Annotated in this window: 16 protein-coding genes; 7 read left to right on the top strand and 9 right to left on the bottom strand. The window is 65.6% G+C overall.

What is annotated here, in order from left to right; genetic code table 11:
* Nucleotides 1-13: 13 nt before the first annotated feature.
* The 5 genes from rodA to MF609_RS12055 are packed head-to-tail and all read right to left on the bottom strand — an operon-like array spanning nt 14 to nt 5,643.
* Complete coding sequence (rodA, locus tag MF609_RS12075; RefSeq protein ID WP_242416562.1) at nt 14-1,150, bottom strand: rod shape-determining protein RodA; 1,137 nt, start codon at nt 1,148-1,150, stop codon at nt 14-16.
* On the bottom strand, nt 1,147-3,183 hold the full coding sequence (mrdA, locus tag MF609_RS12070; RefSeq protein ID WP_242416561.1) for a penicillin-binding protein 2: 2,037 nt from the start codon (nt 3,181-3,183) through the stop codon (nt 1,147-1,149). The genes rodA and mrdA overlap by 4 nt, the downstream gene beginning before the upstream one ends.
* Entirely contained in the window at nt 3,180-3,680 is a 501-nt protein-coding gene (mreD, locus tag MF609_RS12065; RefSeq protein WP_242416560.1) for a rod shape-determining protein MreD, read from the bottom strand. Before mreD ends, mrdA begins: the two co-directional genes overlap by 4 nt.
* Nucleotides 3,677-4,576 carry a rod shape-determining protein MreC gene (locus MF609_RS12060; protein WP_242416559.1) on the bottom strand — a complete coding sequence of 300 codons (900 nt, stop codon included), beginning with the start codon at nt 4,574-4,576 and terminating at the stop codon, nt 3,677-3,679. Before MF609_RS12060 ends, mreD begins: the two co-directional genes overlap by 4 nt.
* Before the next feature lie 26 nt (nt 4,577-4,602).
* Nucleotides 4,603-5,643 carry a rod shape-determining protein gene (locus MF609_RS12055; protein ID WP_055756338.1) on the bottom strand — a complete coding sequence of 347 codons (1,041 nt, stop codon included), beginning with the start codon at nt 5,641-5,643 and terminating at the stop codon, nt 4,603-4,605.
* A gap of 140 nt (nt 5,644-5,783) precedes the next feature.
* Between MF609_RS12055 and mutL the strand changes: the two genes are divergently transcribed.
* Nucleotides 5,784-7,559, top strand: a complete 1,776-nt coding sequence (gene mutL / locus MF609_RS12050) for a DNA mismatch repair endonuclease MutL (RefSeq protein ID WP_242416558.1) — start codon at nt 5,784-5,786, stop codon at nt 7,557-7,559.
* A gap of 12 nt (nt 7,560-7,571) precedes the next feature.
* A complete protein-coding gene (locus tag MF609_RS12045; protein WP_242416557.1) occupies nt 7,572-9,749 on the top strand; it encodes a xanthine dehydrogenase family protein molybdopterin-binding subunit in 2,178 nt (725 codons plus the stop codon).
* A gap of 114 nt (nt 9,750-9,863) precedes the next feature.
* On the opposite strand, the gene MF609_RS12040 is transcribed toward MF609_RS12045, so the two are convergent.
* From MF609_RS12040 to cysS, 3 genes are all read right to left on the bottom strand, one after another.
* Nucleotides 9,864-11,237 carry a class II 3-deoxy-7-phosphoheptulonate synthase gene (locus MF609_RS12040; RefSeq protein WP_242416556.1) on the bottom strand — a complete coding sequence of 458 codons (1,374 nt, stop codon included), beginning with the start codon at nt 11,235-11,237 and terminating at the stop codon, nt 9,864-9,866.
* Between the two features lie 98 nt (nt 11,238-11,335).
* On the bottom strand, nt 11,336-11,776 hold the full coding sequence (locus tag MF609_RS12035) for a TM2 domain-containing protein (protein WP_242416555.1): 441 nt from the start codon (nt 11,774-11,776) through the stop codon (nt 11,336-11,338).
* Between the two features lie 129 nt (nt 11,777-11,905).
* Complete coding sequence (cysS, locus tag MF609_RS12030; RefSeq protein WP_242416554.1) at nt 11,906-13,345, bottom strand: cysteine--tRNA ligase; 1,440 nt, start codon at nt 13,343-13,345, stop codon at nt 11,906-11,908.
* 184 nt (nt 13,346-13,529) lie between these two features.
* On the opposite strand from cysS, the gene MF609_RS12025 reads away from it, so the two are divergent.
* The 5 genes from MF609_RS12025 to MF609_RS12005 all read left to right on the top strand — a co-directional run bounded on the left by MF609_RS12025 (nt 13,530) and on the right by MF609_RS12005 (nt 18,823).
* The gene (locus tag MF609_RS12025; RefSeq protein WP_242416553.1) at nt 13,530-14,108 is read left to right on the top strand and encodes an SRPBCC family protein; all 579 of its coding nucleotides are present in this window, start codon (nt 13,530-13,532) and stop codon (nt 14,106-14,108) included.
* A 14-nt stretch (nt 14,109-14,122) separates the two neighbouring features.
* A complete protein-coding gene (locus tag MF609_RS12020; RefSeq protein WP_242416552.1) occupies nt 14,123-15,313 on the top strand; it encodes a zinc-dependent alcohol dehydrogenase in 1,191 nt (396 codons plus the stop codon).
* A 157-nt stretch (nt 15,314-15,470) separates the two neighbouring features.
* Nucleotides 15,471-15,626, top strand: a complete 156-nt coding sequence (locus tag MF609_RS12015) for a hypothetical protein (protein WP_242416551.1) — start codon at nt 15,471-15,473, stop codon at nt 15,624-15,626.
* A gap of 185 nt (nt 15,627-15,811) precedes the next feature.
* Complete coding sequence (locus MF609_RS12010; protein ID WP_242416550.1) at nt 15,812-17,407, top strand: isocitrate lyase; 1,596 nt, start codon at nt 15,812-15,814, stop codon at nt 17,405-17,407.
* 702 nt (nt 17,408-18,109) lie between these two features.
* The gene (locus MF609_RS12005) at nt 18,110-18,823 is read left to right on the top strand and encodes a DUF7146 domain-containing protein (protein WP_242416549.1); all 714 of its coding nucleotides are present in this window, start codon (nt 18,110-18,112) and stop codon (nt 18,821-18,823) included.
* Between the two features lie 147 nt (nt 18,824-18,970).
* Here MF609_RS12005 and MF609_RS12000 read toward each other — a convergent pair whose 3' ends face one another.
* Nucleotides 18,971-19,888, bottom strand: a complete 918-nt coding sequence (locus MF609_RS12000; protein ID WP_242416548.1) for a hypothetical protein — start codon at nt 19,886-19,888, stop codon at nt 18,971-18,973.
* Nucleotides 19,889-19,891 lie beyond the last annotated feature (3 nt).

The following is a 19,891-nucleotide window of genomic DNA, read 5'->3' as shown; positions in this document are numbered from 1 at the left end:
CGTAAAAATATCCTCAGAACCGCACCCGGTCGCGATTTTCGCGGTCGATCGCCATCAGGATGCCGATGCAGCCCAGCACCGTCATCTGCGCCGAACCGCCATAGCTGACCAGCGGCAGGGGGATGCCGACCACGGGGGCCAGGCCCATGACCATGCCGAGATTGATCGCGACATAGAAGAAGATCGTGGTGGCAAGGCCGCCGGCGACCAGCTTGGAGAAGCGCCCATCGGCTCGCACGCCGACGCCTACGCCCCAGCGCACCAACAGGATGAACGCGGTGATGAGGAAGATGCCGCCAAGCAGGCCCCATTCCTCCGCCATGGTCGCGAAGACGAAGTCGGTATGCCCTTCCGGCAGATAGTCGAGATGGCTCTGCGTGCCGTGCAGAAAGCCCTTGCCGAAGATGCCGCCCGATCCGATCGCGATCTTCGACTGGCTGATGTGATAGCCGGTGCCCAGCGGATCGCTTTCGGGGTTGAGGAAGATCAGCACGCGGTTCCGTTGATATTCGTGCAGCAGGAAGTTGAAGGCGAGGGGGGCGGCGATGGCGACGCCCAACGCGCCACCGACGAAAAGGCGGAGGGGGAGGCCGGCGAGGAACATGACCGTCAACCCGCCGGCGGTAATCATCAGCGCGGTGCCGAGGTCGGGCTGGAGCATCACGAGGACCACCGGCACGCCGAGCATCGCCGCCGCCGGCCAGACGGCACCGAACCGCCGGATCTCGCCCGCCGGTAGCAGGTCGTAGAAGCGGGCGAGCGCCAGAACGATGGCGGGCTTCATAAATTCCGATGGCTGTACCCGGATGAAGCCGAGGTCGAGCCAGCGCTGCGACCCGCCCTTCACCGCGCCGACCAGTTCGACCAGCACCAGCATGACGGTGATGACGGCATAAGCGGGCAGGGCGATCCCCTGCCAGAAGCTCATGCGGATGCGCGAGATGCCGATGGCGGCAAGCAGGAAGATGGCAAAGGCCAACCCCTGGCGCGATGCCCAGGGCTGGACGCTGCCCCCGGCGGCGGAGAACAGCACCACCAGCCCGAACCCGCCGATCGCGAGCAACAGGAACAGCACGCGCCATGGCAGCCTCGCCAGCGGGGCCGGAACGAAGCCTAGCCCGTGCGAGGTCGTCTGGTTTATGCGCTTCATTCGGTCCGTTCAGTTACGTTGGATTGGGCGACGGCCGTATCCGGTTCGCTCTGGTTCGAGGCGGTGTCGACGACGTTGCTGGTGGCGCCTTCGACATCGGCTGGGGTTGCCGGGACGGTGGTGACCGGGGCGGTCTGTTCCGCCTCGAACGCCCTCCATTGGGCATCCATGCGCGTCTTCACGTCGCCGCCCCATTCGCGCTCCAGCGGTTCCAGGCGCGCCATAGCCTTGTCCCGGTCGAACAGCCACGACAGGATGTCGCTGGCGATCGGCGCGGCGGTGTAGATATGGCCGGAATGTTCGAGCACGACCGACACCGCATAGCGCGGCGCAGCGGCGGGCGCATAGCCGATGAACAGCGAATGGTCGCGCATCCGGAAGGGCACGGCGCTGTCGCCCAGCACGCCGGTACGTCGCTCGGCCATGGTGATGCGGCGGACCTGGGCCGTGCCGGTCTTGCCCGCCAGTTGTATCCCCTCCGGCAGGCCCTGGAACCGCGAGCGCCCGGCGGTACCGCCACCATTGACCACGGCCCAGGTCGCCTTGTGAACCGTCGCCAGCATGTCGGGGTCGATGCCCATCGACGGTGCCGGGCTGTGCGGCGTGTCGAGCAGCAGGCGCGGGACGACCTGACGCCCTTGCGCCAGCCGTGCCGCCATGACCGCGAGTTGCAGCGGATTGGTCAGCACATAGCCTTGCCCGATTGACGCATTGACCGAGTCCGCCACCGTCCATTTCTGCTTATATTTTCGTAGTTTCCACGCGCTGTCTGGCACGGTGCCATAACGTTGCGACTGGAACGGAAGCTCGAATTTCTGGCCTAGTCCCATGTCGCGCACCGTCGGCGCGAAGGCGTCATAGCCCAGTTCGCGGGCCATGGTGTAGAAATAGATATCGCAGCTCTGTGCGACGGCACCGACCATGTCGAGCGGCCCGTGACCACCACGCTTGTGGCAGTGGAAACGCCCCGTGCCGACCTGCAGCACGCCGGAACAGTTGACGCGCCGATGCGGGTCGATGCCCGCCTTCAGGATGGCCAGCCCGTGCATCGGCTTAACCGTCGACCCCGGCGGATACAGCCCCTGCAGCGTCTTGTTCATCAGCGGGATGTGGTCGTCGCCCGACAGCATTTTCCATTCCAGCCGGCCGATGCCGTCCGAGAAGCTGTTGGGATCGTAGGCGGGCATCGAGACCATCGCCAACACGTCGCCAGTGACCGCATCCATCACGACCGCCGACCCGGAGTTTGGGCCAAGCCGCCGCGCGGCATATTCCTGAAGGCCCAGATCGATCGTCAGGCGGACATTGCGTCCCTGCTTGTCGGGACGGGTGTCGAGTTCGCGAACAATCTGGCCCCGCGCGGTAACCTCGACCCGCTTGGCGCCGGCGGTGCCGCGCAGCTGGGATTCCAGTGTTTTTTCGAGACCATCCTTGCCAAGCTTGAAGCCCGGTGTAACCATCAACGGGTCACGCGTCTCCTTGAACTGCTCGGCGGTCGCAGCCCCGACATAGCCGGTGAGATGCGCGACGGCTGCACCCGGCGGGTAGCTGCGCGAAAAGCCGCGCGTGGGCTGAACGCCGGGCAGTTCGGGCAGGCGGACGCTGACCGCCGCGAAGCGTTCCCAGTCGAGATTTTCCGCGACCTGCACCGGCGTAAACTTGCCGGCGCGCTTCAGATCGGTCTGGATGCGGGCCATATCCTCGGCGGTCAGCGCGAGCAGTTGGCGCAACTCGCCCAGCACGCGGTCGCCATCTTCCATCCGGTCGGGGATCAGGTCGACGCGGAAATCGGTGCGGTTGTTGGCGATCGGCGCGCCGTGCCGGTCGATGATCCAGCCGCGGCGCGGCGGGATCATGGTCAGGTTGACGCGGTTGCTCTCCGCAAGAAGGTTATAGCGCTCGTTCTCGGCGACCGAGAGCCACGCCATCCGCCCGGCAAGCACGACGCCGACCGCCACCTGCGCCCCGCCCAACACCATCGCGCGCCGGGAGAAGCTGAACGCCTGCGCCGCTTCGGTGACGATCCTGCTCATTCATCCTCGCTACCACCAAGCGCCGTACATAGCCGTGTGGCGGCCGGGAACAATGCTACCGATACGACGATCTGGAACAACAGCGCGGTATCGACATGCGCCGACAGGCTGGTGGCAAAGGCACGGCCGGCGATCAGGCAGACGGCTATCGACCCGCCGGCCAGCAACCAGTCCTGCCAGAAATCGCGGGTGACGAGGCGAGTGTCGACCAAATCGAGCATCAACGAGCAAAGCTGCCACATCAGCACCGCGCTGCCCAGTGGCTGCCCGCTGACGAGGTCGTCGAACAGGCCGAGCGGTGCCGCAGCCCAGACAGGCAGTGCGCCGGGACGCAGCAACCGCCAGCCGAGGAACATCAGCAGCCCGAACGGTGGCAGGAACGGCACCGTCGCCACGACCGGCAGCAGCGTGACCAGCGACCCGGCAAGAATGCTTCCGACCGCCTTGCGCGTCAGGATGCGCTCGGACCGGTCGTCGTCGGGGCCGAGCAGTTTCATTCGGCGGCAGGCTTGGGCGTCGGCGTCGCGCTGGGGGTCGGGCGGGGGACCGGCGGCGGCAGGAAGGCGCGTTCGACCAGCGCGAAGTCCAGCCCGTCCGGTTCGGCGAAGACGCGCGCCGGGGCGACGTCGCGCTGGCTGCGGGCGACGCGGGCGACCGGCACGCCCGGTGGATAGATGCCGCCGGTCCCTGACGTGACGAAGACGTCGCCCGCCAGCAGCGGGGCGTTGGCGACGCCGGCCGCACGCACCTCGACCATGCCGTTGCCCAGCCCGACGATGATCGCCGACAGCCCGTCCCGGGTGCGGCGGACCGGTACGATGCTTTCGGGGTCGATGATGAGCAGGATGCTGGCGGTGTTGGGGCTGGTTTCGATCACCCGCCCGATCAGGCCGTTGGGCCCGCGCACCGGCTGTCCGCGCAGCACGCTCTGGCTCGATCCGGCGTTCAGCGTTGCATAGCGCCGCGTGCTGCTGGCCGAGCTGTTGACCAGCCGTGCGGTCACGACGGGCGCGGCGGAACGGTCACGCAGGTTGAGGAGGGTGCGCAGCCGGGCGTTTTCGCGGTTCAGCAGCCGCGCCTGCATCAGGTAGCGCCGCGTCGCTTCTTCACGCGCGCGCAGTTCCCGGTTCTCCGACACCGCACCGAAATAGTCGCCGATCCCCGCCGGTACCGATGCAACGCCGTCGCCGACCCAGTCCAGGCCCGAGGAAATCGGCGTAGTCGCCTCTCGCACCGCGCCGCGCAGGGCGGCGAAGGCGCGGGGATCGATGATCGATATCAACAGCAGGATCGCCCCGACGAGCGCGCCGCTTGCCGCCAGCACATAGCCGGCGAACACCGTATATTGCGCCCGCCGGGAAAAACCCGGACGGTGGTTGCGTGGCGGCGCCATGCCCCCGGACCCCTATGTCAAACGTGTCAGACGGCGAGCAGGACGCCCTTGTAGATCGGATCCTCCAGCGCGCGACCGGTGCCGAGCGCGACGCAGGTCAGAGGGTCTTCGGCAACGGTCACCGGCAGGCCGGTTTCATCACGCAGTACTTCGTCGATGCCCTGCAGCAGCGCGCCGCCGCCGGTCAATACGATACCCTGGTCGACGATGTCGGCGGCCAGTTCGGGGGCTGTGTTTTCGAGCGCGATGCGCACGCCCTCGACGATTGCGGCGACGGGCTCGGACAGGGCTTCGGCGATCTGGCCCTGGTTGATCTGGATTTCCTTGGGCACGCCGTTCACCAGGTCGCGACCCTTGACGTAGATCAGCGTACCGATGCCGTCGGCCGGCGGCTTGGCGGTGCCGACTTCCTGCTTGATGCGCTCGGCAGTCGCTTCGCCGATCAGGAGGTTGTGGTTGCGGCGGACATAGCTGACGATCGCCTCGTCCATCTTGTCGCCGCCGACCCGGACCGAGGTCGAATAGGCGAGGCCACGTAGCGAAAGGACAGCGACTTCCGTCGTGCCGCCTCCGATGTCGACGACCATCGACCCGATCGGTTCGGTGACCGGCATGTCGGCACCGATCGCGGCAGCCATCGGCTCCTCGATCAGCCACACCTGCGACGCACCGGCGTTCGACGCGGCGTCGCGAATCGCGCGGCGTTCGACGCTGGTCGAGCCCGACGGCACGCAGATGACGATCTGCGGCCAGCGGATGAAGCGGCGCTGGCCATGCACCTTCTGGATGAAGTGCTTGATCATCTGTTCGGCGACGTCGAGGTCGGCGATCACGCCGTCGCGCATCGGGCGAATCGCCTCGATCGAGCCGGGGGTCTTGCCCATCATCAGCTTGGCGTCGTCGCCGACCGCCTTCACCCGCTTCACGCCGTTCAGCGTCTCGACCGCCACGACCGACGGTTCGTTCAGCACGACACCGCGACCGCGCAGATACACCACCGTATTGGCGGTGCCGAGGTCGATCGCCATATCATGCGACATGAACTTGAAGAAACGCGAGAAGGCCATCGATACTTCCGTCCTTATCCGCGTGTCCCGACGCGGCGGTTCGCAGCTTGTACCTCGACCCGTCCGACCGGGGTTCCAGTCGGTTGCCAGATGGCGGAAGCGGGTCGCGGGATGGCGCCGCTTGGGCTAGAGCGACCCCCATGTCAATACGCCGTCTGCCCGAGCATCTAGTCAACCGCATTGCAGCGGGAGAAGTGGTGGAACGCCCCGCTTCCGCGCTGAAAGAACTTGTCGAGAACGCCATCGACGCCGGTGCCGGGCGTATACTGGTTCGCCTGGCCGGGGGCGGCATCGATCTGATCGAGGTCAGCGACGATGGCTGCGGTATGGGGCCGGCCGACATGGCGTTGGCGCTGGAACGGCACGCGACCTCGAAGCTGCCCGACGACCGCATCGAAGCCGTTACGACTCTTGGCTTTCGTGGCGAGGCGTTGCCGTCGATCGCCAGCGTCGCACGCCTGTCGATCGAGAGCCGGCCGGCAAACGCGGAGGGCTGGCTGCGCACGGTCGATAATGGCGAAGTGGTCGAGGATCGCCCTGCCGCCGTGCCGCCGGGCACGCGCATCCGCGTCGAAGGGCTGTTCGCGCGCGTGCCGGCGCGGCGCAAGTTCCTGCGATCGGCCCGATCGGAATTCGCCGCCTGTGTCGATCAGGTGCGGCGTCTTGCCATGGCGCGGCCGGACATCGCCTTCACCCTCGAACATGACGGCCGGCGGGTGCTGGGCGTGCAGGCGGGCGAGTCGCGGCCGGAACGGGTTGCGGCGCTGACCGATCGGGCGCTGGCGATGAACTCGGTCGGACTTGATTGGGAACGCGAGGGAATGCGGCTGGGCGGGGTTGCCGGGCTGCCGACCTTTCATCGCGGCGTGGCGGACCACCAATATCTGTTCGTCAACGGTCGGCCGGTAAAGGACCGGCTGCTGTCGGGAGCGGTGCGTGGTGCCTATGCCGAAATGCTGGCGCGCGATCGCCATGCCGTGGTCGCCCTGTTCCTCGACGTCGATCCCGACCTGATCGACGTCAACGTCCATCCCGCCAAGACCGAGGTGCGGTTTCGCGATCCGGCGGCAGCACGCGGGCTGATCGTCGGCGGGTTGCGCCGCGCGCTCGACGAGGCCGGATTCCGCGCGGTGCAGCGCCCGGCGGCCGATGCCATGGCGGCATGGACCACCGAGCCGGTCGCGCCCGTGGCCGGTCCTGCGACGCCGTTGCCACCGCTTGCGGAAACGAGCGCGTCGCCGGGCTTTGCCTTTCACGAGCGCCGCCCCACCTTCTTCGCCCCCCCGCCACAGGCGCGGGCCGAGGTCGCCGTCGAGGCGCCGCCCGCCTTGACGCAATTCCCGTTGGGCGCGGCAAGGGGGCAGGTCGCGCGGACCTATATCGTCGCCGAGGCGGAGGATGGGCTGGTGCTGGTCGACCAGCATGCGGCCCACGAACGGCTGGTGCTGGAACGGATGCGCGCCGCCATGTCGACCGGCGGGGTGGCGCGACAGGCGCTGCTGATCCCGGAAGTGGTCGAACTGGACGAAGTCGCGTGCGATGCGCTGGAGGACAAGGCGGGGGAACTGGCCGAATTCGGGCTGGAACTGGAGCGGTTCGGCCCGCGCGCCATGCTGGTGCGTGCAACGCCGGCGATGCTGGGGCAGGGGGACGTCATCGGTCTGGTCACCGATCTCGCCGACGAAATCCGCGCGCATGACGCTGCGCTGTCGCTCAAGGAACGGATCGACCATGTCGCCGCCACGATGGCCTGCCATGGATCGGTTCGCGCCGGCCGGGTGTTGTCGGTGGTCGAGATGAACGCCCTGCTGCGTGAAATGGAAGTGACGCCGCATTCGGGCCAGTGCAACCATGGTCGCCCGACCTGGATCAAGCTGGCGCATGGCGATATCGAAAAGCTGTTCGGTCGGAAGTGAGGAAGTAACGCCATGAAGTTTACCGAAGCGGCCGGCGCCAATCCAACCGACGCGATGCGGGTGCTGGGCCGCCCCACCGACCGGATCGAAGGGCCGCTGAAGGTCACCGGGCAGGCGACCTATGCTGCCGAGTTCGCCGTGCCGGGTCAGGTATATGGCGTCGTGGTCGGCACCAGCATCGCCACCGGACGCATATTGTCGATCGACGCAGCAGAGGCACTGGCCGCGCCGGGGGTGCTGGCCATAGTCACGCACGAGAATGCCGGCCCGCTGGGAATCGGCGACGATCACAAGGTGCCGATGCTCGCCGGGCCGCAAGTCGACCAGTTGGGGCAGGCGGCGGCGTTCGTCGTGGCGGAGAGCTTTGAGGCGGCCCGTTCCGCCTCGCGGCTGGTGCGGATCGAGTATGACGCAGCCGATGGTGCATTCGACCTAGCCGACGCGGCGAAGGCGGGCGCGGACAAGCCGTTCCGCTCGAACGCGCATGGTGATTTCGATCGCGCCTTCGCCGATGCGCCGGTGCAGGTTGATGCGACCTATACCACGCCCGACCATGCCCATGCGATGATGGAACCCTATGCATCGATCGCTGCGTGGGAAGGAGATGCGCTGACGCTGTGGACCGCGAACCAGATGGTCGACTGGGCGGCGCGCGACATGGCGAAAATCCTGAAGATGCCGAAGGACAAGGTGCGGATCGTGGCGCACCATGTCGGCGGCGGCTTTGGTGGCAAATTGTGGGTGCGGGCCGATGCGGTTCTCGCCGCAGTCGCCGCGCGGCAGATCGGGCGACCTGTGAAGGTCGTGCTGAGCCGGGCGCAAATCTTCAACAACACGACGCATCGGTCGTCGACGATCCAACGGTTGCGGCTGGGCGCGTCGAGCGATGGCCGGTTGCAGGCGATCGCGCATGAAAGCTGGTCGGGCGATCTGCCCGGTGGCAGCCCGGAGGGGGCGGGGGCCCAGACCCGGCAACTCTACGCCGCGCCGCATCGGCGGGTAACGGAATGGCTGGCCGAGTTGAACCTGCCCGAATCCAGCGCGATGCGTGCGCCGGGCGAGGCGGTCGGCATGATGGCGGTCGAGGCGGCGATGGATGAGTTGGCCGAGAAGCTGAACCTCGATCCGGTCGAGTTGCGGGTGCTGAACGATACGCAGGTCGATCCCGAAAAGCCCGAGCGGCGCTTTTCGCACCGCGACCTGATCGGTTGCCTGCGCGAGGGGGCGGAGCGTTTCGGGTGGAACGCGCGGACCCCTGTGCCGGCGCAGCGGCGCGAAGGACGCTGGCTGGTCGGGATGGGCATGGCGGCGGCGTATCGCGGCAACATGGTGCTGAAGTCGGCGGCGCGGGTCGGCATTGCCGGCGATGGCCGGGTGAAGGTGACGACCGACATGACCGATATCGGCACCGGCAGCTATACGATCCTGGCGCAGACCGCTGCGGAAATGCTGGGCGTCGAGCTGGAACAGGTGACGGTCCGGCTGGGCGAGTCGGGCTTTCCGGTATCCGCCGGGTCGGGGGGGCAGTTCGGTGCGAACAGTTCGACCGCCGGGGTCTATGCGGCGTGCGTCGGGCTGCGTGACCGTATCGCCGAGGCGGTCGGGTTCGAGCCCGCGACGGCGCGGTTCGCCGATGGCCGGGTGTGGTCGGGCAACAAGTCCGTGGCGCTGGGCGAGGCGGCGGGCGGCGCGGGCATCGAGGTCGAGGATCGTATCGAGTTCGGCGACCTGACGAAGAAATTCGTGCAGGCGACCTTCGGCGCGCATTTCGTCGAGGTCGGCGTCGATGCCGATACGGCCGAGGTCCGCGTTCGGCGGATGTTGGGCGTGTTCGCCGCCGGCCGCATCCTGAACCCGAAGGCCGCGCGGAACCAGATATTGGGTGCGATGACGATGGGTGTCGGAGCGGCGCTGACCGAGGAACTGGTGGTCGATGCGCGACTGGGCGGGTTCATCAACCATGATCTGGCGGAATATCACCTGCCGACCCATGCCGACATTCCGCATCAGGAGGTCGTGTTCCTCGACGAGGAGGACCCCTATTCGTCGCCGATGAAGGCGAAGGGTGTCGGGGAACTGGGGATTTGCGGTGTAGGTGCCGCGATCGCCAATGCGGTGTACAATGCGTGTGGCACGCGCGTGCGGGAGTATCCGATCACCGTCGACAAGTTGTTGGCAGGGATGGGCTAAACCCAACGCCCGTCATTCCGGCGAAAGCCGGAATCCATGGAACGGTGCCGTTCCGGCTCTTGCCGATTGCTCCGTATCCATGGATCCCGGCCTTCGCCGGGATGACGAAGAGCGCTACGCCGCGTCCTTGCGACGCTCCGCCATTTCGTCGTTGAGCATTTCGGCCAGCAGAAACGCCAGTTCGAGACTCTGCCCGGCGTTGAGGCGCGGGTCGCAATGCGTGTGATAGCGATCCGCCAGCGACTGTTCGGTGACCGCGATCGCGCCGCCGGTGCATTCGGTGACGTTCTGCCCGGTCATTTCGGCGTGGATGCCGCCGGCATGGCTGCCCTCGGCCCGATGCACGGCGAAGAAGCCGCGCACTTCGGCAAGGATACGGTCGAACGGCCGCGTCTTGTAGCCGGTCGTCGCTTTCACGGTGTTGCCGTGCATCGGGTCGCACGACCACACCACCGGATGCCCCTCGCGCTGGACCGCGCGGATCAGCTTTGGCAGGCCCGCCTCGATCTTGTCATGGCCGTAGCGCGTGATCAGTGTCATGCGTCCGGCAATGCGGTTCGGGTTCAGCGTGTCGAGCATCCGCAGCAGCGCGTCCGGTTCCAGCGTCGGGCCGCATTTGATGCCGATCGGGTTGCCGATGCCGCGCAGGAATTCGACATGCGCCGACCCGTCGAAGCGGGTGCGGTCGCCGATCCACAGGAAATGGGCCGAGGTGTCGTACCAGTCGCCCGTCAGCGAATCCTGCCGGGTCAGCGCCTGTTCGTAGGGGAGCAGCAGCGCTTCGTGGCTCGTGTAGAAGCTGGTCGCCTTCAGCTGTGGCACGCTGTCGGCGTCGATGCCGCAGGCCGCCATGAAGTCGAGCGCCTCGCCGATGCGATCGGCCACGTCGGCGTATTTCTTTGCCCATGGGGACCGGCCCATGAAGTCGTGCGTCCAGCGATGGACCTGATGCAGGTTCGCATAGCCGCCGGTCGCGAAGGCGCGCAGCAGGTTGAGCGTGGCCGCCGCCTGCGAATAGGCGCGGACCATCCGCTGCGGATCGGGCACGCGTCCTTCGGCGGTGAAGGCGATGTCGTTGATATTGTCGCCGCGATAGCTGGGGAGTTCGACGCCATCGACCGTCTCGGTATCGGCCGAGCGCGGCTTGGCGAATTGGCCCGCCATGCGGCCGACCTTCACCGTCGGCAGCTTCGACGCGAAAGTAAGCACCACCGCCATCTGCAGGATGACGCGGAAGGTGTCGCGAATATAGTTGGGATGGAATTCCGCAAAGCTTTCGGCACAATCGCCGCCCTGCAGCAGGAACGCCTTACCCTCCGCCACCTGCGCCAGTTCGGCGGTCAGGTTGCGCGCTTCGCCGGCGAAGACGAGCGGCGGATAGCCGGCGAGCTGCGCGGTCGTGGCGTCGAGCGCCTGCGCGTCGGGATAGGTCGGAAGCTGGCGCGCTTCGGCGGATTTCCAGCTGTCGGGGGCCCAGATTGCGGCCATGTCTCATTCCATCCAAGTCGGTTCGGGCAATTCCCATGCGCGAAACGGGCCGTTCGCGCAATGAAGGAAAGGTTCATCGACCCGATCGACGGCTTCGATCAACCATAGCGATGATGGAAATCGTCATTGTCCATGACGAGATACCGGATCGCATCGATCAGCGCCCAGGGGCCGGTGACGAACAGCCCGATCAGCGTGCAGCTAAGCAACAGCATGATCAGGCCCGACCCGGTACGGCCCAGATAGAAGCGGTGAATGCCGAGCGTGCCGAGGAAGAAGGCGAACAATATCGCCGCGACCTTGTCCTTGCGCGGACGCCGACGGGCCGGTTCGGCAACGGCGCGCGGTGCGACGGTGCCGGGGACGTGATAGATGCGCAGTGCACGGCCGTTGGACACTTCGAAATCGACCTGCGCGCCCACGGCGGGGCCGATCCGGTCGGACCAGTCATCGGGTTCGAACCAGTAACGCTGCCCGTCGTCGCCGGCGATCCGCCCCTCGCGTCCGTCCCGATCAACGCCCAGCACCTGTCCCCGCATATCGACCCCCGATGATTCGCGGGGAGGGTATGAAGGGGAAGCGGGGGCGGGAGCAAGGGGTTAGCTGTGTCGGTCCCACGCACCGGCACGTCACCCCGGATGAAGGCCGGGGTGACCATGATGGTGCGGTTACGCCAGCGTCGGGCGCCAGTCCCAGCCAAGGGGATCGCCGTCCATGACCTCGACCCCGGCGGCAGTCAGTTCGTCGCGGATCGTGTCGCTCGTCGCGAAGTCCTTGGCGGCGCGGGCCTCGCGGCGGGCCGTCAGGCGGGCTTCGATCGTCTCCGCGTCGATCGTCGCGTCGGCGGGGCGGACGCGCAGGTCGGCGCGGTCGAGCGTAGCAAGGCGGAGGCCCAGCACCGCGTCGAAATCGCCCAGCGCGGCGATACGGTCGGCGGGCGTCAGTTTCTTGTCGGCCAGCAATTCGTCCAGCACCGGTAGCGCGCGCGGCGTGTTGAGATCGTCCGATACCGCCGCGTCCAGCCGCTCGCGATAGGCCGCTGCCTTGGCCGCATCGCCTTCACCCGACGCGCGGGCGCGGAGCGCGGCGACGGTCATCACCAGTCGCTTGAGCCGGGTCAGCGCCGCGAGCAGATTGTCCGCCGAAAATTCCAGTTCCGAACGATACTGCGCCGACAGGCACATCAGGCGATAGGCGAGGGGATGCACGCCGCCGTCGATCAGCGTCTGCAGCGTGGTGAACTCGCCCTTCGACTTGGACATCTTGCCCGATCGTTCGACCAGGAAGTTGTTGTGCATCCAGAAGGCGGCACCGCTGTCGGCGCAACCGCAATAGGCTTGGTTCTGGGCGATCTCGTTGGGATGGTGGATCTCGCGGTGGTCGATCCCGCCGGTATGGATGTCGAAGGGCGCACCCAGATATTTGATGCTCATCACCGAGCATTCGAGATGCCAACCTGGTGCGCCCTTGCCCCAGGGCGAATCCCATTCCATCTGGCGGCTCTCGCCGGCAGGGGTCTTACGCCAGATCGCGAAGTCCTGCGGATGGCGCTTGCCCGCGACCGGATCGATGCGGCCCTCGCCGGCATCGTCCTGCCCGCCGGCCAGCGCGCCGTAATGCGGCACGGTCGAGCTGTCGAAATACAGGCCGCTGTCGATTTCGTAACAATGATCGGGGGCGATCTTTTCGGCGAAAGCGATCATCTCGGCGATATGGTCGGTCGCGACCGACCAGCGGGTCGGTTCGTCGATGTTCAGGTCGCTGAGATTGCCTTTGAACGCGGCCGTATAATGCGCCGCGATGTCCCAGATGGACTGGGCGCGGGCCTTTGCCGCCGCTTCCATCTTGTCGTCGCCCGCATCGGCATCGGACGTCAGATGGCCGACATCGGTGATGTTGATGACATGGGTGAGCGGATAGCCCTTCCACCGCAGCACGCGGCTCAACGTGTCGGTGAACACATAGGCACGAAGATTGCCGATATGGGCGTAATTATAGACCGTCGGTCCGCAGGAATAGACGCGGACGCCCTTTGCTGGATCGAGCGGTTCGAAACGCTGAAGGCTGCGCGTCAGCGAATTGTGGAGCGTGAGCGGGGCACCGTGCATGGCCGCGCGTGTAGCGCGATGCGGTCCGTCTGCAAATCCGGGGCGTTCACCGGGAAAAGCGGGCACCGGGATGGAACGGCCCGCAGTCCCGGTTGTTGGGGCCGTATCGAACGAAAAATATCGTCCGATCAATAGTTTATCATGGATCAATCAGCCGGGCCGCGGGTCCGGCGGACGGGAGAGCATGGCCATGGCCCAAGCCGAACTGCCCGGCGATATCGCACGGGACGACGGACCCGCCTTCACCGCGAAGGACCGACAGGAACGTGCAGACGCCGCGCCCCAGGGCGAATCGTCGGTATCGGGCGTCGCGGTGACGATCAACCGTCCGGCGTCTGAACTCTATGCCTATTGGCGCGACTTCGGAAACCTCGCCAGCTTCATGCTGAACGTCGAGGGGATTGATGTCGTCGATCGCGAGCGGTCGCACTGGCGCGTCGCCGGACCCAACGGCACCTATGAATGGGATGCCGTAGTGACCGAGGACGTGCCCGACCAGCGTATCGGCTGGCGCGCGGAACAGGCCGATGTACCGAATAGCGGCTGGGTGTCCTTCACCGACGCCGGACCGGCGCGCGGGACGGTGGTCACGGCGATGATCGCCTATTCGCCGCCCGCCGGCATCGTCGGGAAGCTGGTCGCCAAGGTGACGCAGCAGGAACCGGCGATCCAGGCGCGACGCGACCTGCGTCGTTTCAAGCAGCTGATGGAAACCGGCGAGATCGCGACGACCACGCCGCCCAACCGCGAACCCAAGTCTTAAAGAAGGAGCCGGCGATGCGCGCACTTACCTGGCACGGCAAGCACGACGTCCGCGTCGATACCGTTCCCGATCCCGAGATCATCAACCCCCGCGATGCGATCATCAAGATCACGTCGACCGCAATCTGCGGGTCGGACCTGCACCTGTACGACGGCTATATCCCGACGATGAAAGCAGGAGATATTCTCGGCCATGAGTTCATGGGCGAGGTGGTGGAAACCGGCCCCAAATCGACCTTGAAGAAGGGGCAGCGCGTCGTCGTGCCCTTCGTGATCGCCTGCGGCAGCTGCTACCATTGTTCGAAGCAGCAATATTCGGGTTGCGACAATGGCAACCCGGCCGACAATCAGGATATCGCGCAGGAATTATGGGGACAGGTCGGGTCGGCCCTTTTCGGCTACAGCCACATGACCGGCGGCTATCCCGGCGGACAGGCGGAATATGTCCGCGTGCCGTTCAGCGACGTCGGGCCGATCGTAATACCTGATGGTGTCGACGACGAGAAGGTCCTGTTCCTGTCCGACATCCTGCCGACCGGATGGATGGCGGCGGAGAATGCCGATATCGAGGATGGCGATATCGTTGCGGTCTGGGGCTGTGGCCCGGTCGGGCTGTTCGCGATCCAGTCGGCGCTGCTGATGGGCGCGCACCGGGTCATCGCGATCGATCATTTCCCGCACCGGCTGGCGCTGGCCAAGGGTCTGGGCGCGGAAGTGCTGAACTTCGAGGAAACCGATATCTACGACGCGCTGATGACGATGACCGGCGGGATCGGCCCCGATGCGGTCATCGATAGCGTCGGCCTCGAAAGCCATGGCATGTTCGTCGACAATATCGTCGACCAGATCAAGGCGTCGACCTTCCTCGGCACCGATCGGCCGCACGCGCTGCGGCAGGCGATCGTTGCGTGCCGGAAAGGCGGCCGGGTGTCGGTGCCCGGCGTCTATGGTGGGCTGATCGACAAATTCCCATTCGGCTCGATCATGGAGAAGGGGCTGACGCTCAAGACCGGGCAGACCCATGTCCAGCGCTACCTGCCTGGGCTGCTCAGTGCAATCATGGAGGACAAGATCGACACAACCTTCATGATCTCCGACCGTATGGCGCTGGAGGATGCGCCCGAGGGGTATCGCAAGTTCCACGACGAGCAGAACAGCTGCACCAAGGTCGTGCTGAAGCCCGATTGGGAGCGCAGCGCGACATAGGTTGTAAATTAATGACAGACTGACAGCGCCCGGGACGGTTTGCGACCACGTCGCGACACTGTTCCGGGCCCTTGACGCGTTTACGGCGGCGGTCTTGTCATGTTCATTACCGGTCATCGGTGGCGAATGGTTCGCCACAAGCGAAAGGGTGTGAAGCATGACCAACGAGCCGCCACGCAGCCGCGCCGTTTTCTCGACCGAGGATTTCGGCCTGCTGAAGGAAGCTGTCGGCGCCTATGTCCGGCAGATCGCGCAAGAGCCGCGTTCGTCGAAATTCTCGAGCCTCTACCACCGTCTCGGCCGGCTCGGCTGACCTCGCGCGCGGGGAATAGGCCCCGCCGCGCCCTCGCTGGCCTTCGACGTGTCGCGGCTGACCTCGCGCGCGGGGAATAGGCCCGCGCCACCTCTTCCTGACAACGGCCCATCGCCGGCGCGACCCGACCGCGTCGGCGATCGCCCCCTGCCGTCCGCACGGCATCCGCATTCGAAGGACCGACCATGACCTATCAAGAACAGGCGGCCCGCGCCGCATCCCTGATCCAGCAGCATCGCGGCACCTGGGACGGCATTGATGCGGAAGCGGTCGCGCGGATGCGGTTACAGAACCGCTTCCTGACCGGCATCGACATCGCCCGCCATACCGCCGCGGTCATGCGGCGCGACATGGCGGCCTATGACGCCGACCCGGCGGCCTACACCCAGTCGCTGGGCTGCTGGCACGGCTTCATCGGCCAGCAGAAGATCATCTCGATCAAGAAGCATTTCGGTACGACCAAGGGGCGGTATCTCTACCTGTCCGGCTGGATGGTGGCGGCGCTGCGCAGCGAGTTCGGCCCGCTGCCCGACCAGTCGATGCACGAGAAGACCAGCGTGCCGGCGCTGATCGCCGAACTCTATACCTTCCTGAAGCAGGCCGATGCGCGCGAACTGGGGATGCTGTTCCGCGACCTCGACGCGGCGCGCGAAAGCGGCAACGCGCTGGAGGCGCAGCGGTTGAGCAATGCGATCGACCAATATGAAACCCATGTCGTGCCGATCATCGCCGATATCGACGCAGGCTTCGGCAATGCCGAGGCAACCTATCTGCTGGCAAAGAAGATGATCGAGGCGGGGGCGTGCGCACTGCAGATCGAGAATCAGGTCAGCGACGAGAAACAGTGCGGGCATCAGGACGGCAAGGTGACGGTGCCGCACGAGGACTTCCTCGCGAAGGTTCGTGCCTGTCGCTACGCGTTCCTCGAACTGGGGGTCGATGACGGGATCATCGTCACGCGGACCGATTCGCTGGGGGCAGGGCTGACCAAGCAGATCGCCTATTCGACGGCCAAGGGCGATCTGGGCGACCAGTATAATGCGTTCCTCGATTGCGAGCCGGTGGAGGATGTGACCTCCCTGCGCGGTGACGTCGTGATCGAGCGCGACGGGCAGCTGGTGCGGCCGAGGCGGTTGGCATCCAACCTGTTCCAGTTCCGCGAAGGCACCGGGGCGGACCGCTGCGTGCTGGACTGCATCACCTCGCTGCAGAACGGTGCCGACCTGCTATGGATCGAGACCGAGAAGCCGCATATCGAACAGATCGCGTCGATGGTCGATCGCATCCGGGCGGTCGTGCCCGACGCCAAGCTGGTCTATAACAACTCGCCCAGCTTCAACTGGACGCTCAATTTCCGCCAGCAGGTCTATGATCGCTGGGTCGAGGAAGGGCGCGACGTGTCCGCCTATGACCGGGCGAAGCTGATGGGCGTCGATTACGACACGACCGAACTGGCGCTGGAGGCCGATGAGAAGATCCGCACGTTCCAACGCGATGCGAGCGCGCGCGCGGGTATCTTCCACCACCTCATCACGCTGCCGACCTATCACACCGCTGCGCTCAGTACCGACAATCTGGCGCGCGAATATTTCGGCGATGCGGCGATGCTCGGCTATGTGAAGGGGGTGCAGCGGCAGGAAATCCGCCAGGGGATCGCCTGTGTGAAGCATCAGAATATGAGCGGGTCGGACATCGGCGACGACCACAAGGAATATTTCGCGGGCGACGCGGCGCTGAAGGCCGGTGGCGCGCACAATACGATGAACCAGTTCGCCGCCTGATCGGGAAGTAAGCGTCTGAGTGCGGGGCTGCGGCGATGCCGTGGCCCCGTTCTCACGTCCGGTTATGTCGGAAGACCTACCACCGTGACGGTTTCGTTAAGGGTTTCCGCCATAAGTCGTTGCGAACGCACACAAATTGCATGGTACCACATTTGCGAAGTTTAACCATCAAAATGCGTAAAACCGCGATTATTGCATCAAGAACCTCGCAGGTCGGGTTCTTGGCCCCATCAGGTTTTGGACGGTGCCGATAAGGAAGACGCTTCAAGTAATCCCGCGCCTCCTGGGGAACATCAAGAGGTGATGAGGCGACATGCTCTGGCGGCAATCGGGCGGCTATGACCATCTCCGTCCCGTTCGGCAGTTCCGCTCAGCCCCGACGTCCGCATTGGTCGTTCTTCAGAGACTACCTTCGGAAATCGACTGCTCCTTTGCGACAGGCCTTCGGAAGCCGCGTCAGTGTTTCGGATGGCGAACGTCGGGTCCGATGATGCGCATCGATCATGACTTCAAGACATCGAAGCTCCGACGTGCGACGAGCTGTAATATGCGCGGCAGAAAGACGTTGACGGGTTGTCGACGGGTATGAGGGAGATCTCGACGAGATGTCCGTCAGGTACGTTTCGGCCGGCGATTGAAGATCGTGATGCCAGCCCTTTTGTGAATGGCGACCGCAGACGGTTACCGAATGAAGGGCACGACATGTACGATGTATCCACGCCGATCCTGACCGACACCTACGACCGAGATGCGCCCGCTTGCGAGGGTTCCGCAGATCATGTCCTCCGTGTTTGCGGGCACGGCGCGAACGCCACCCACCCAGACAGGCTCACGGCTGAGTTCGTCTGGGATGTTTCCGAACCGATCCTCGGAACGCCGGCCGAACGCTTCATCCTCAACCGCGGCCTGGGACAGAGCAGGTTCCACAACGTGCGGTTCCATCGGCAACCCTATTCCGGCCCCGATCAAATGGACGTCTCGTCGGCAGGGACGCTCGTCGTTCGATTGGAGGACGAGACGGGCCATACCGCAGCCGTACGTCTTCTGCCTCTAGATGGAAGTGGTCGGATCGAGGGGGCGTCGCGATCGATCGGACCGACGTTCGGTTGCGCTGCCCGACTGTCCGGACCATCGGAGACCGCGATGATCGTCGTAGAGCTCGATCAGGCGTTGGCGCTGAGCCTGCTTCATCCGGAAGCGTGCGTTCTGATGATCGCCGAAGCGTCCGACGTCGAAGCGCTTGCGCTTCCGGCCGGTACGAAGATGGCGATCCTGTGCTCGATCGGCGGAAACGAAGACCATCTCGCTAAATCGGCGGCCATCGCCGGTTGGCCTCGGGGTCTGACGATCGATACGCGCAGGCCGCGACGCGGTGCCGAATGCTTCGTGACGGAATGGTTGATCGGTCTGTCATGACGAAACATGACTGTCCCGGCAGACCGATCGTGGATCGGATGCCGGGCCGGTCGCATCGACGGAGTCGTGCAGCTTGGTTCCCTGTCAGAAGGCCCCGGCATCGAGTTCCGGCCACTAACCGTCAGCCTGTGCGGGCCTGCCAGTGCGTCAAGTCTTCGGGCCGGGACGCCGATAGAGCGACGCGAGTTCGGGATGCTTCTTGAAGATCGCCCTTCTTATGCGGTCGTATCGTCTGTCGCTTACGGGTTGGAACGTCGCCGCGATGTGGTCCATCCACTGGTCCCTTCGCCAGTGCGACCGCTCCGGCGTCATGCGTTCCACCAGATGGTCCGCGATCACCAGTTCTTGGGCGGACTCGGAGGGGTGATCCACCTGCCGGGGCAGGGGGAAGTCGATCGAGACCATGGGGGTCATGTAATGCGCGTGCGCGCACGCCTCCAGAACGCGATCCAGATTGCGGTCGATCACGAAGATGCGATGGCTCGTGGCAGGGCGACCGTCGCGACCGAGGTCCAATCTGCAACTGGCCAATCGCTGGACCGCTACGCGCGGGTCGCACGACCATCGCTCCCGGCCGATCGGGATCGGCGGTCCGCCCTCGCTCGGGACCGCCATCGTCTCGATGTCGCCGGTCCAGGCAAGGGATGCCAGCCTTTGCGCCAGGTGCCAGGCGACGCGACGGGCGCCTGCGCCCAAGTCCCAGTCGGTATCGGCTGCGTCCTCCACGGCTTCCCATTCGGGACGGCTGATCCTGCGGGACGATGCGAGAGGGACGAGATGCCTCGCTGCGACCTTGCGGACCTCGTCTCCGTACGACCGGTGAAACGACGAGACGGGTCGGCCGTTGGTGTCAAAGGCGAGACCGGAATCGAGCCAGTCGCCACGTGGCGGCAGGGACGCCCTTGCGAGCAGGTCGTCGACCAGGGGCCACGGCGTCACACCGAAGGCCGCGAGCCTCTCGGCCATCAGGGCGTAGAAAGCTCCTGTCGATCTCTCCTCGAAACGCGCCCTGCCATGCGCGGACCAGTCGAGGTCCGACATCCATTCGAGATCTCGATCCTCCATGCA

This window comes from Sphingomonas panni (genome assembly GCF_022664435.1).
Taxonomy (GTDB): domain Bacteria; phylum Pseudomonadota; class Alphaproteobacteria; order Sphingomonadales; family Sphingomonadaceae; genus Sphingomonas; species Sphingomonas panni.
Note: the sequence above shows the minus strand (reverse complement) of the source record. Positions and strands in the feature narration are given on the sequence as shown.

What these genes read in the sequence shown, in the direction of transcription:
- rodA (WP_242416562.1), bottom strand. Translation starts at nt 1,150, where the DNA reads ATGAAGCGCATAAACCAGACGACCTCGCACGGGCTAGGCTTCGTTCCG.
- mrdA (WP_242416561.1), bottom strand. Translation starts at nt 3,183, where the DNA reads ATGAGCAGGATCGTCACCGAAGCGGCGCAGGCGTTCAGCTTCTCCCGG.
- mreD (WP_242416560.1), bottom strand. Translation starts at nt 3,680, where the DNA reads ATGAAACTGCTCGGCCCCGACGACGACCGGTCCGAGCGCATCCTGACG.
- MF609_RS12060 (WP_242416559.1), bottom strand. Translation starts at nt 4,576, where the DNA reads ATGGCGCCGCCACGCAACCACCGTCCGGGTTTTTCCCGGCGGGCGCAA.
- MF609_RS12055 (WP_055756338.1), bottom strand. Translation starts at nt 5,643, where the DNA reads ATGGCCTTCTCGCGTTTCTTCAAGTTCATGTCGCATGATATGGCGATC.
- mutL (WP_242416558.1), top strand. Translation starts at nt 5,784, where the DNA reads ATGTCAATACGCCGTCTGCCCGAGCATCTAGTCAACCGCATTGCAGCG.
- MF609_RS12045 (WP_242416557.1), top strand. Translation starts at nt 7,572, where the DNA reads ATGAAGTTTACCGAAGCGGCCGGCGCCAATCCAACCGACGCGATGCGG.
- MF609_RS12040 (WP_242416556.1), bottom strand. Translation starts at nt 11,237, where the DNA reads ATGGCCGCAATCTGGGCCCCCGACAGCTGGAAATCCGCCGAAGCGCGC.
- MF609_RS12035 (WP_242416555.1), bottom strand. Translation starts at nt 11,776, where the DNA reads ATGCGGGGACAGGTGCTGGGCGTTGATCGGGACGGACGCGAGGGGCGG.
- cysS (WP_242416554.1), bottom strand. Translation starts at nt 13,345, where the DNA reads ATGCACGGTGCCCCGCTCACGCTCCACAATTCGCTGACGCGCAGCCTT.
- MF609_RS12025 (WP_242416553.1), top strand. Translation starts at nt 13,530, where the DNA reads ATGGCCATGGCCCAAGCCGAACTGCCCGGCGATATCGCACGGGACGAC.
- MF609_RS12020 (WP_242416552.1), top strand. Translation starts at nt 14,123, where the DNA reads ATGCGCGCACTTACCTGGCACGGCAAGCACGACGTCCGCGTCGATACC.
- MF609_RS12015 (WP_242416551.1), top strand. Translation starts at nt 15,471, where the DNA reads ATGACCAACGAGCCGCCACGCAGCCGCGCCGTTTTCTCGACCGAGGAT.
- MF609_RS12010 (WP_242416550.1), top strand. Translation starts at nt 15,812, where the DNA reads ATGACCTATCAAGAACAGGCGGCCCGCGCCGCATCCCTGATCCAGCAG.
- MF609_RS12005 (WP_242416549.1), top strand. Translation starts at nt 18,110, where the DNA reads ATGTACGATGTATCCACGCCGATCCTGACCGACACCTACGACCGAGAT.
- MF609_RS12000 (WP_242416548.1), bottom strand. Translation starts at nt 19,888, where the DNA reads ATGGAGGATCGAGATCTCGAATGGATGTCGGACCTCGACTGGTCCGCG.